Below are 13,002 nucleotides of genomic sequence, written 5' to 3' on the forward strand. Positions count from 1 at the left end.
AATAAAAGCAACCTTATATAAGGTTGCTTTTTAATTAAATTCTTCTTTATTTAAAATATACTGTAAAGTATTTATAGCTTCCATGTATCTATTTCGATCATCTTCATCTAATTTCAAAAATTTTTCTTCTAACTTATTACTAAGCTTATCCATAAAATCACAAGCAAGTATTGTTCCCTTTTCTGTTATACTTATTAGATATTTTCTTCTATCTGATAAATCCTTTGTTCTTATAACATATCCCTTTTCTGTTAAATCATCTACCATACTAGTCAAGCTACCCTTTTCTATATTTAGAAAAGCACATAAATCTGTCATACTTATAGCTCCATTATTTTTAATAAATATTAATGCTCTTAATTGTGTTTTATTAACATTGTATGCAGTTGAATATTGCTTTAAATATTCTAAGTAAAGACTTGAATATATTTTTGGAAATGTCTTAGATAAAAACTCTATTGTGTCTGACACTATGCACTTCATTCTATCACCCCAGATATTTAATTTATTAACTTCCTCTTTTAATTCTAGTTTACAATAAAATATTTATTAATACAATATACTTTTAATAACTTACATTATATGATTAAATGCAACACCGCATAAAACTAAAAAACTCACTACAATTAATTTACGATAATGTGTAGTTTCAAGAAAACAAATACTGATATAAATATCATAAGTACTAATACTACTAACGTTAATTTTGAGGATATATTTATATTTCGTGCCATCATAATTACGTCTTGATTAAATACGGTATTAATTTTTGCAATAAGAAGGAATTTAATTCATATATATTTTTTTATTTCATATCTTTTTCAGATAAAAAAAGTGCCGATTATATCGACACTTTTTATAAACAGCTTCTATTTATACGTGTAAATCTACTTTTAATCCTATACATTCTTTAAAGTCTGCTATTGCTGGTTCTAAAGTCTCAGTTACAAATTCTACAACTTGCTCTGGAGCTCTACCCACAAAGTTTTTAGGATCCATTATAGATAACATTTCCTCTTTACTCATCTTAAATGCTTCGTCATTCATTATAAGTTCCATTAAGTTATTATCTTTACCTTCTTGTTTAACTCTATAAGCTGCTTGCATAGAGTATTCTCTTATTATTTCATGTAATTCTTGTCTATCTCCGCCTCTTTTTACAGCTTCCATAAGTATATTCTCTGTAGCCATAAATGGAAGTTCTTCGTTTATGTGCTTATTTATCATGTTTTCATAAACAACTAATCCATCAGTTACATTCATTCCTATTTCAATTATAGCATCTGCTGCCATAAATGCTTGTGGTATAGATAGTCTTTTGTTTGCTGAGTCATCTAAGCTTCTTTCTAACCATTGAGTAGCTTGTACTAATGCAGGGCTTAATGATTCAGTTATTATATATTTCGATAATGATGCTATTCTTTCACTTCTCATTGGATTTCTTTTGTAAGCCATAGCTGATGAACCTATTTGATTTTTTTCAAATGGTTCTTCTATTTCTTTTAAACTTTGTAAAAGTCTTATATCATTAGTCATTTTATGCATACTTTGAGCTATTCCTGATAGTACACTTATAACTTGATAATCTAACTTTCTAGTGTACGTTTGTCCAGTTACTGCATATGAAGATTTGTATCCCATTTTTTCACATACTAATTTATCAAGTTCTTTTATTTTTTCACTATTACCTTCAAATAAACTTACGAAACTTGCTTGAGTACCAGTTGTTCCTTTAACTCCTCTTAGTTTCATATTGTCTATTCTATAGTTCATATCTTCTAAGTCAAGTATTAAATCTTGAGCCCATAAAGTAGCTCTCTTACCTACTGTAGTAAGCTGAGCTGCTTGGAAATGTGTGAATCCTAGTGTAGGCATATCTTTATACTTAAGAGAAAATTCTTTTAAGTTGTTTATTAAGTTAACAAGCTTTATTCTTAAAAGCTTTAAAGCTTCATTCATTTGTATAACGTCTGTATTATCACCAACATATGCAGATGTTGCACCTAGATGTATTATTCCCTTAGCTTTATCACATTGTAATCCATATGCTTTTACATGGCTCATTACGTCATGTCTTACTTCTTTTTCTATTTTTCTAGCTTCATCGAAATTTATATTTTCTACATTTGCTCTTAATTCTTCTATTTGTTCATCAGTTATGTTTATTCCTAACTCTTTTTCACCTTCTGCTAATGCAACCCATAATTTTCTCCAAGTTGAGAATTTGAATTGTGGAGAGAATATATAACTCATGTCCTTACTACAGTATCTATCTGTTAAAGGATTTGTATATGTAGTGTATTTATTATCTATCATAGTTTTGTACCTTCCTTCTGTCTTATTATATGATAATTATATAAAATCTTACGAACGATAACAAGCCTTTTTTGATTTATGTTCATTTTTATTTTTTATTTATAATTATATTATCTTTATTAATCATGTAATCTATACTTTCACTGTCCACAAAATTTAATACATATTTGTATCTTATTGCATAGTATTTATCACTCCAACCGAGCTGTTTTTTTATATCTTCTTCATTTGCCCCTAACCTTAGTGATATAGCTGCAAATGAGTGTCTAAAATCTTTTGCTGAATACTGAGAAAGTCCTGCTAAATCTAGAGCTTTCCTTACTATTAGTCTTACGTTTCTATCTGTTATAGAGTTACTTTTTTGAGTTGTAAATACAAATTCTTCAGTAGGCATTATAACCTCAGATAATCCTGAATAACTTCTATATTCTTCTATTAATTTAAAGCAGTACGGATGAAGCTTTACTATTCTTTCTTTTCTTCCTTTACCTAAATTAGTATAGTAATTATTTTTATCATCTACCATAAGATCTTTCCATCTTAAATTCACAAGCTCATTTAATAAACATCCTGTCGTAACTAAAAATACTATAATAACTCTATCTCTTGCATTCAACTTATAAAGTGTATCTATAAGCTTATTAATTTCCTGAATACTGAGTACATCATCCTTAGTTTTTATTCTTGTTACTTCAGGCTTTTCTACATATCTAAATGGATTTATTTCTATATATTCTTCTTTCTTTAAAAAATTATAAAAACTATGTAAATAACTATATATCTTTTCCGAAGTTGATTTAGCATAGTTTTCTTTTACATTCTCTATAAATTTTGTACAATCTTCTTTGTCAGCATAAACAAGTTCCTTATCTTCTATAAACTCCTTAAATGCAGTTATTTTGGATAAGTAGTCATGTTTGGTTGTTGGATTAAGTTTTTTAGAAAACATTTTAAAAACTTCATATTCATAATCATCTAATCCTATCGCCTTGGTCATAGTAACTCCCTTCTACTTTTTTATATTATCATCTATAATTTTCTGTGTTTTAGTAATATTAGTTTACTTATAGTTGACACGTAATTAATACTCTTGATATACTCTAAGTTGACGTTTATTTGCGTTTATTATGATTTATATTGGAGGTAATTAATTTGCTTGAAAATTTTATTGAAATTTTAAAAGTTATTCTTTTAGGTATCGTACAGGGTATTACTGAATGGCTACCTGTAAGTAGTACTGGCCATATGATATTAGTTGATGAATTTGTAAAACTTAATTTCTCATCTACTTTTGTTAGTACTTTTTTAGTTGTAATTCAGTTCGGTTCTATACTTGCTGTACTTACGATATTCTTTAAAAAGCTGAATCCATTTGATGGTTCAAAAACTAAAGTACAAAAAATGGAAACTGTAGACTTATGGCTTAAGGTCATAGTAGCTGTTATTCCATCTGTAATTATAGGCTTTCCATTTGAAGATGATATAGATAGATTATTCTTCAATTCTACTACAGTTGCTATAGCACTTATAGTTTATGGAATAATAATGATATTTATTGAAAATAAAAATAAAAGACCTAAATTTAATAATTTTTCTCAGGTTACATATAAGTTAGCAATTGGAATAGGCTTATTCCAGTGTTTAGCTCTTATACCTGGTACATCTAGGTCAGGGGCTACTATAATAGGTGCTACACTACTTGGTGCATCTAGATATGTAGCTGCAGAATTTTCATTCTTTTTAGCTATTCCTACTATGCTTGGTGCTAGTGCTCTAAAACTTTTAAAAGCTGGTTTTGCATTTAGTGGCTTTGAATGGTTTGCTTTAGGTACTGGGTCAGTTGTAGCATTTATAGTTTCAATATTCGTTATAAAGTTCCTTATGGATTATGTTAAAAAGCATGACTTTAAGATATTTGGTTATTATAGAATAGTTTTAGGAATAATAGTACTTAGTTACTTTACTTTCCTCAAATAATAAATTTGATATACTCATATCATCACGCATAGCTTAATAAAAGAAGCACAATTTGTGCTTCTTTTATTTTGATTCTATAAGAAGCTTTATTATATCACTACAGTTTCCATTAAATGTGGTTATTATGCTTAAATGATCACAAGCCCTAGTTATAGCTAAATATACCTTATTTAAATCTCCTACAAAGTCATTTATTTGATAATTTTGTTCTTTATCATTTATAGTATGATTATATAACATTTCTAATTCACATACTATTAAAGCTTTATACTCTAAATTCTTTATAGTATATATATTAGATATTGTCACTCCATGTTTTTTGCTTATATTCGTTAAACTTTCTTCTGCATATATATATGGTATCTCTGCTTCTTCTAAAGCTTTTTTTAACATATACTGGAAATATATGGTTTTCCCGTTTTTTAGTTTCTTTTTATTATAAGGATATAGTACACCTATTTCAGAATACTCCAATCCTTTTTTATTTTTCAAGTGTTTTATTTCGAATATAAGAGAACTTATTTGTTCATCTAGGTCATTTACCTTTATTATATCTATAGCTTCATTTCCATCTCTTATAGGCTCTGTTGTGTAAAATTCATTGTGTATTTTATTATCTCTTAATGCATTTATATATTTATTTGCATTTTTCGAAAAATTATTAGTAAATTGAACAAGTTCATTACTTTGTTTATAATTTTTTTTCAAATGCACAATTTCTTCAAATTCTACATCTTCAAGATTTTCTTTAAATATATTCAAATCACTACTTATATTAAGAGCTTCACACACACACACATTGAATATGAATTTTGTTTCATATAGAAATTCTCTAGTAAATTCTATTTCATCTTTAGTAAAACTCTCTACTTCATCTATAAATATTCCTTTAAACATATTCTTATTTTTAATGATATTTTTAGCTTGCTTAACTAAATTATTAAAAGTTTTTTCATAATCTTTTTTTAGTAAACTGTAATCTATTATTAGATTATATTTTTTAGCTAATTTAAATATAAATGAACTATAAGTATATATTTCTAAATTATTATTAGTATTATATAATAATTCAACCTTTTCTCTTAGTTCATTACAAATTTGTTTTGAGTCTGTTAATATTAAAAACTTATGATGAGGATATACTCTAGCTAGTTTTATAGCTCTTGATAGCATTATTGTAGTTTTTCCTGTACCTGATCCACCTTTAAATAGAGTATTGCCATATTTTATAGATATAGACTCTGCTAACTGTTCTTTCTCTAATATAGTTGCACTGTATTTATAATCATCATTATAAAATGAGATTTTTTTAAACCTTTTATTTAAATGCACTCTATCATTTATTATATAATATTCGGGACAAATGTCTAACATGAATAAATTCAAATCTATTTCATTATTACTATCTGTTAAATAATCATTTATTATTTCTTTGTCATTTATTATTTCTTTAAGCTTATTTTTATCTAAGATATGATTATCTATAAATTCTTTGAATTCATTATCACTATCTATTTCTACATAAGGCATTATAAATATATAATTGTAGTTTATTTTTTTATCTAGTTGTTTCATTTTTAAGCTTAATAAATCAGCTTCTTCCTTCATGACTTCTAGTAACTCATCTTCTAATATAAAGAACAAATCTTCTGTTGTATCCATAAACTTTATAAATAAAACTTTATTGTCTTTTATATACAACATGTCTGTATTTATTCCTTTAAAAGGAGTAACTTTCGGTATTAGATTTACATCTTCTTGTATATTATCATAAAAGATTGTTTCAATTTCTTTTATCTTTAAGGCATCTAAATCAGAGTTAATATTTATATATTTATTCATCTTATATTCCCCCCTTATTTAATAATAATTATATCATTTTAAAGTATAATTTACTATATTTGGTTATTTAATTAATTTATTTAATTTTCACATAAATCATTATCTTTTAATATTTAAAATAATTAATCATAAAAAGGAGAGTTTATAACTCTCCCACATAAATTAACTTTTATAATTTTTATCTAACCAATTATTCATTTTTCTTCTTACTTCATTTTCTTTTACCTCATCAAACATTGCATCTTGTGTAGTATATGTTTGAACTAAATCTGCTACATCAGTTGGATATTCTAAGAAATGTCCATTTTTATTTTCAAATCCAACACTCATTATTTCATATTTATTGTCTATTTCATTAAGTACAACACCATATTCTATTTCTTTTTTCTTATCATTACTTTTTACTATTTTTACATACTGGTTTTTAGCTAATTTATTTAACATAAATTCACCCCTTCTATAATTTTATATTTATTATTACCATTTTAGCTTTCTTATATTTCTAATTTATTTTATAAATATTTATAAATTTCTAACTTTCCTCGAATCTGTTATATAAATTTAGACACTTACTAATTATTAATTTAAACGTTTTCATATATACTATATGACTTCATATGTTACATACTTGTATATATTTTTCTCTTATTTCTTAATTTTTATTATTTAATTTTTACCTTTATTTGCAAATCTTATTATTACTTTATATACAAAAAGAGAGGTATAAAACCTCTCTTTTATCTATTTAGCATATTCAATTGCTCTAGTTTCTCTTATTATGCTTACTTTTATTTGTCCAGGATATTCAAGTTCATCTTCAATTTTCTTAGTCATATCCCTAGCCATTAAGTGAATATCTTCATCGCTAACATTTTCAGGTTTAACCATTATTCTAACTTCTCTACCTGCTTGTATAGCAAACGATTTTTCTACTCCCTCATATGAGTTAGCTATTTCTTCTAATTTTTCTAATCTTTTAATATAAGCTTCTAATGTTTCTCGTCTAGCACCTGGTCTTGCTGCTGATATAGCATCTGCTGCAGTTACTAAAACAGCTTCTATCGTTTGTGGTTCATAATCACCATGGTGTGTACTCATAGCATGTATTATATCTTTAGACTCTTTGTATCTCTTAAGTAAGTCCATACCTATTTCAACATGTGTACCTTCCATTTCATGATCTACAGATTTCCCTATATCATGAAGTAATCCAGCTCTTTTTGCTAACTTAACATCAGCCCCTATTTCTGCTGCCATTATTCCTGCTATATGCGCAACTTCTATAGAATGTTTAAGTACATTTTGTCCATAACTAGTTCTATAGTTAAGTCTACCTAATAATCTAATTAATTCAGGGTGTAATCCATGTACACCTGTTTCAAAGGCTGCTTGTTCCCCAAACTCTTTTATTATACTATCTACTTCTTTTTTAGCCTTCTCAACCATTTCTTCAATTCTAGCTGGATGTATTCTACCATCAGCTATTAGTTTTTCAAGAGCAAGTCTTGCAATTTCTCTTCTTATAGGATCAAATCCTGATAAAATTACCGCTTCAGGAGTATCGTCTATTATAAGATCTATCCCCGTTAGAGTTTCTAATGTTCTTATATTTCTTCCCTCTCTACCGATGATTCTACCCTTCATCTCATCGTTAGGTAAGTTAACTACTGTTACAGTAGTTTCTGCAACATGATCTGCCGCACACTTTTGAATGGCATAACCTATTATTTCCCTTGATTTCTTGTCAGCTTCTTCTTTAGCTTGAGATTCTATTTCTTTTATCATTATAGACATCTCACGTCTTACTTCTCTTTCAGCATTAGTTAAAATTATTTCTTTTGCTTTATCAGAAGTAATTCCTGAAATGCTCTCTAGCTTTTGTAGTTGCTTAACTTTTATTTCTTCTATTTCATCTTCTTTTTTTAATACATTTTTTAATCTGTCATTTAAACTAGTTTCTTTTGACTCTAAATTTTGTAACTTTCTGTCTAGTACTTCTTCTTTTTGTATTACTCTTTTTTCATACTTTTGTAAATCATTTCTTCTTTCTTTGTTTTCTCTCTCTGATTCTGTTCTCCACTTATGGATCTCTTCTTTAGCCTCTAATAGTTTTTCCTTTTGTACTGTCTCTGAGTCTCTGGCCGCTTTATCTATTATCTCTTTGGCTAAGTTTTCAGCTTGGCCAATTTTCGCTTCAGATATATTCTTTCTTACAAAATATCCAGCTATAACACTTACTGCTGCAGCTATTAACATTATTACTATAGTATCTATGACATCCACCTCCTTTGTTAATAATCCCAAAATGTCACTTTCTAAACCTTTTTAAAATCATTTTTATAATCACAAGCTCAACTATGATATGTAATAAAGTATCATTAAATACTCATAATCTGTCTTGTAATAACAACAAAATACCTTTGTTTTTATATTTCTAAGAATATTTTGCTATAAAATCAAATTTAGATATTCTATCTTTACTTAATTTTATAATTTTTTCTAACTCATGTCAAGTTAATAGGAGGTGTGTATTGATTTATTATTATAATGTATCATTTTCTTGCGATGTATTTTCTTTATTTTCATCTAAATTGTAATGTTTTCTAACCTTTTCATCTACTTCATCTAATAAATCAGTATTATCAAGTAAAAACTTTTTAGCATTTTCTCTACCTTGTCCAAGTTTTATTTCATTATAAGCATACCAAGCTCCTGATTTTTTAATTATATCTATATCAGCTGCTATATCTAATAGATCTCCAACCTTAGATATACCTTCTCCATACATTATATCAAATTCAGCTTGCTTAAACGGTGGAGCAACTTTATTTTTTACTACCTTAACTCTTGTTCTACTTCCTATTACTTTGTCACCTTGTTTTATTGAATCTATTCTTCTAACATCAAGTCTTACAGAAGAATAGAATTTAAGCGCACGTCCTCCAGTTGTTGTTTCTGGATTACCAAACATTACACCAACTTTTTCTCTTAATTGGTTTATAAATATAGCTACACAATTTGATTTTTTAATAGATCCGGTTAATTTTCTTAATGCTTGAGACATAAGTCTAGCTTGAAGACCAATGTGACTATCTCCCATATCCCCTTCTATCTCAGCTCTCGGAACAAGTGCTGCAACTGAATCTACTACTATTATATCTATAGCACCACTTCTTATAAGTGCCTCCGCTATTTCTAAGGCTTGTTCTCCTGTATCTGGTTGAGATATTATTAAGTTATCTATATCTACACCTAATGCTTTTGCATATATTGGGTCAAGTGCATGTTCTGCATCTATAAACGCTGCTATACCTCCTTGTTTTTGAGCTTCTGCTACAGAGTGTAGTGCAACTGTTGTTTTACCCGAAGATTCTGGTCCATATATTTCTACTATTCTTCCCTTTGGAAGACCACCTATACCGATTGCTATATCTAATCCTATAGACCCTGTTGGTATAATATCTATTGCCATAGATGTAGCCTCTCCTAGTTTCATTACTGACCCCTTACCAAAATCTTTTTCAATTTGTCCTAGTGCTTGATTAAGCGCTTTTAATTTATCTTGTTCTATACTCATATTTATTCATCCCTTCATCTATATAAATCGCAAACATTTGTTCTATTACTATATATTAATTATATACTATATTTTAAGTTACGTCAATTCTAAAAGATATTTTATATTTACTTTTTCAATCAATTTTTTTGTTTAGTTATTTAAATAAATAATATCATAAGTGAAATTTTACCATACTAATTCTATTTATGAACCTTTATTCATATTTTTATACAATTTTTAAAATATAATTGTTGTTTATATCCACTTTATTACAAATAATATTGTTTTATAATATTTTTATGCACTTTTATAACTTCTCCTAAACTAGTAATTTTTATAATTATATAAAAAGCAGTAAAGATAATTTAAATTATCTTTACTGCTTTTTTGAACTATTTACTATTCATAAATAAATTTTTATTTTTAGATAGGTATTCCCATCCAGAATATAATGTAAGCAATGTAGCTATTAAGATAGATACATCTCCTATATTCATTAATAGAGGATTTGCAAATTGCGCTCCTAGTAATAATACTATTATAGCTACCATTTGACTTATCGTTTTTAACTTCCCTCCACCACTAGCTGCTATTACTTTCCCATCGGCTGCCGCTATGGCTCTTAGTATGCTCACTGTAAGCTCTCTAGCTACTATTATTATAACCATCCAGCTTGCTACAAGTCCAACTTCTATCATGCACGTCAGCGCTGAGATAACTAATAACTTATCTGCTAATGGATCCATAAATTTTCCAAAGTCTGTTACTAGATTATATTTTCTAGCTATATGTCCATCCATAGCGTCTGTTATTGATGCTACTATGAAAATTATACAAGCTATTAAAAACTTATTTGGTACATTAAGCAACATTACTAATATGAATATCGGTATTAAAAATATCCTAAATAAAGTTAATTTATTAGGCAAGTTCATCTACTACATCTCCCATTAAATCATACTCTAATGCATTATTTATTTTTACAGTTACAAAGTCTCCTGCATTAAGTTGATTTTTATATTTTACATATACTATACTATCTATTTCCTCTGCATCCCCTTGTGTCCTTGCTATATATACGTTATCTTCTATTTGCTCTTCTACTAATACTTCATATACATTTCCAACCTTATTAGCATTAAGTTCTTGAGATATTCCTTGTTGTACTAACATTAATGCATCTCTTCTCTCAACTTTCACTTCTTCTTCTACGTGATTTGGTAATTTATCAGCTGCTGTATCTTCTTCTCTTGAATATGCAAAAGCACCTAATCTATCAAATTTAACTTGCTTTGCAAAATCTACTACTTCTTTGAAGTCTTCTTCAGTTTCTCCCGGGAATCCTACTATTATTGTAGTTCTAACCGTTGCATCTGGTATATATGTTCTTATCATTTCTATTTTTGCTAATATATCTTCTTTAGTTGTTCTTCTATTCATTAACTTTAATATTCTATTACTCGCATGTTGTATAGGCATATCAAAATAATTACATATGTTATCATATTTTTTTATAACTTTTACTAATTCTTCAGTTATTGATTCTGGATATGAATACATTATTCTTATCCATTTTAAACCTTCTATGTTTGCAAGTTCTTCTAAAAGTTCTGGTAACATTTCTTTACCATATAAGTCACAACCATATTTTGTTGTATCTTGTGCTATAACTACAATTTCTTTAACACCTCTAGATGCTAAATCTTTAGCTTCCTTTATTATATCTTCCATTTTTCTACTTCTGTATTTTCCTCTTAATTTAGGGATTATGCAGTAAGTACAATGATTATCACAACCTTCTCCTATCTTCAAGTAAGCCATATGACTTGGAGTTGATATATATCTTGGAAGTTCTTCATTATAAGCAAATTCTATGTCATTAAGACTTATTATATGCTTTTCTTCTTTCAATCCGTTTAGTATTTCATCTATATTTTGGTAACTTCCTGTTCCAACTATTGCATCTATTTCTGGTATTTCCGATTTTAATTCTTCAGAATATCTTTGTGCTAAACATCCTGTAACTATAAGTATTTTTAAGTTTCCAGTAGTTTTATATTCTGCAAGTTCTAAAATAGTATCTATAGATTCTTGTTTTGCAGATTCTATGAATCCACACGTGTTTACTATTATTATATCAGCCTCTGAAAATTCTCCGACTAATTTATATCCTTTTTTATTTAATATACCCATCATTATTTCTGCATCTACTAAGTTTTTAGAACATCCTAGTGATTCTAGTGCTATTTTTAACATTATATTGCTCCTTCCGTTGCTGTCTCATGGAATTTTATAGCTTCATCTAAAGCTTTGTCTTTATTATCAAAGTTTATTACTTTATTATAAGTATATTTTTCTACTGAATGCATATATAAAGGATCATAGTATTCTACTAAATACTTTTCTACTAACTCTTCATATTTTCCTTCTTCCAATAGATTTATATATTTATTTACCTTTTCATGTCCAAGCCTTTTTGTAAACTTATTTATACAATTTTTTAATACTTCTATATGTTCTTTATTCTTATCATAGATATAATCTCTACAAAGTCTATTTACTCTATTTTCTAAACTACATTCTAAAAGTAAGTGATATCCATCTCTTATTATAGCTTCATAAATTTCATTCGGAACGCATACATGACCCACCCTTTTACTTTCACTTTCTATAAATAAAGCATCAGTTTTTGAGAAAAATAATTTTTCGAAAATGCTCGTCTCAAATCTTTTTTGACTTGGTGGCTTTTCATCAAATGTTATGAATCCAAATGTAGAACCACTATTTTTAGCTAACCCTTCTAAATCTATATCATCTATATTTTTTTCTTCTAACATTTTTAGTAAATCTGTTTTACCCGCTCCTGTAAGACCATGAATCACTATAAATTTTTTAGTATCCATTATTGTTTTTAAATAATCTAATACAAAATTTCTGTAAGCTTTATACCCACCATCAAGTTGATATACCTTCACTCCTAAAGATGTTAATAAATTTACTACAGATCCACTTCTCATTCCACCTCTAGCACAATATATAACTATATTTTCATGCTTACTAGCCAGACTATTTGCTTGTAGATACAAATCTTTTAATTTGTATGATGCATAATCAAATCCTTTTTTTATAGCTTCATCTTTACCATGATGCTTGTATAACGTACCTACTTCTTCACGTTCATTATCCTTAAACAAGGGTATATTTACAGCATTTAATATACAATCTTCATTATACTCTGATTCCGTTCTTACATCTATAAATACTACATTTTCAAGCTTTAGTGCGTCTTTAACTTTTATAATTTCCAA

General features: G+C 27.5%; 11 protein-coding genes. 1 reads left to right on the plus strand and 10 read right to left on the minus strand.

Features of this window, described 5'->3' with window-relative positions; genetic code table 11:
- Window positions 1–30 precede the first annotated feature (30 nt).
- From AC11VW_RS07095 to AC11VW_RS07105, 3 genes are all read right to left on the minus strand, one after another.
- Window positions 31–483 (minus strand): MarR family winged helix-turn-helix transcriptional regulator, encoded by a 453-nt coding sequence (locus tag AC11VW_RS07095; protein ID WP_484300704.1) that lies wholly within the window; start codon window positions 481–483, stop codon window positions 31–33.
- Window positions 484–873: 390 nt separating this feature from the next.
- Window positions 874–2,316, minus strand: a complete 1,443-nt coding sequence (gene purB / locus AC11VW_RS07100; protein WP_484300705.1) for an adenylosuccinate lyase — start codon at window positions 2,314–2,316, stop codon at window positions 874–876.
- Between the two features lie 88 nt (window positions 2,317–2,404).
- A complete protein-coding gene (locus AC11VW_RS07105) occupies window positions 2,405–3,313 on the minus strand; it encodes a tyrosine-type recombinase/integrase (protein WP_484300706.1) in 909 nt (302 codons plus the stop codon).
- A 155-nt stretch (window positions 3,314–3,468) separates the two neighbouring features.
- On the opposite strand from AC11VW_RS07105, the gene AC11VW_RS07110 reads away from it, so the two are divergent.
- Entirely contained in the window at window positions 3,469–4,293 is an 825-nt protein-coding gene (locus tag AC11VW_RS07110; RefSeq protein WP_484300707.1) for an undecaprenyl-diphosphate phosphatase, read from the plus strand.
- Window positions 4,294–4,356: 63 nt separating this feature from the next.
- On the opposite strand, the gene AC11VW_RS07115 is transcribed toward AC11VW_RS07110, so the two are convergent.
- From AC11VW_RS07115 to mnmH, 7 genes are all read right to left on the minus strand, one after another.
- On the minus strand, window positions 4,357–6,135 hold the full coding sequence (locus tag AC11VW_RS07115; RefSeq protein WP_484300708.1) for a DEAD/DEAH box helicase family protein: 1,779 nt from the start codon (window positions 6,133–6,135) through the stop codon (window positions 4,357–4,359).
- A 162-nt stretch (window positions 6,136–6,297) separates the two neighbouring features.
- A complete protein-coding gene (locus AC11VW_RS07120) occupies window positions 6,298–6,579 on the minus strand; it encodes a hypothetical protein (protein WP_484300709.1) in 282 nt (93 codons plus the stop codon).
- A 297-nt stretch (window positions 6,580–6,876) separates the two neighbouring features.
- Window positions 6,877–8,418, minus strand: coding sequence for a ribonuclease Y (gene rny, locus AC11VW_RS07125; protein WP_484300771.1), 1,542 nt, complete (start codon window positions 8,416–8,418; stop codon window positions 6,877–6,879).
- Between the two features lie 259 nt (window positions 8,419–8,677).
- On the minus strand, window positions 8,678–9,712 hold the full coding sequence (gene recA / locus AC11VW_RS07130) for a recombinase RecA (RefSeq protein ID WP_484300710.1): 1,035 nt from the start codon (window positions 9,710–9,712) through the stop codon (window positions 8,678–8,680).
- A 374-nt stretch (window positions 9,713–10,086) separates the two neighbouring features.
- Window positions 10,087–10,629: a CDP-diacylglycerol--glycerol-3-phosphate 3-phosphatidyltransferase gene (gene pgsA / locus AC11VW_RS07135; RefSeq protein WP_484300711.1), complete on the minus strand. Its 543-nt coding sequence runs from the start codon at window positions 10,627–10,629 to the stop codon at window positions 10,087–10,089.
- Window positions 10,616–11,950 (minus strand): 30S ribosomal protein S12 methylthiotransferase RimO, encoded by a 1,335-nt coding sequence (gene rimO, locus AC11VW_RS07140; protein WP_484300712.1) that lies wholly within the window; start codon window positions 11,948–11,950, stop codon window positions 10,616–10,618. Before rimO ends, pgsA begins: the two co-directional genes overlap by 14 nt.
- Window positions 11,950–13,002: a tRNA 2-selenouridine(34) synthase MnmH gene (gene mnmH / locus AC11VW_RS07145; protein WP_484300713.1), complete on the minus strand. Its 1,053-nt coding sequence runs from the start codon at window positions 13,000–13,002 to the stop codon at window positions 11,950–11,952. The genes rimO and mnmH overlap by 1 nt, the downstream gene beginning before the upstream one ends.

Source organism: Romboutsia sp. (genome assembly GCF_056995035.1).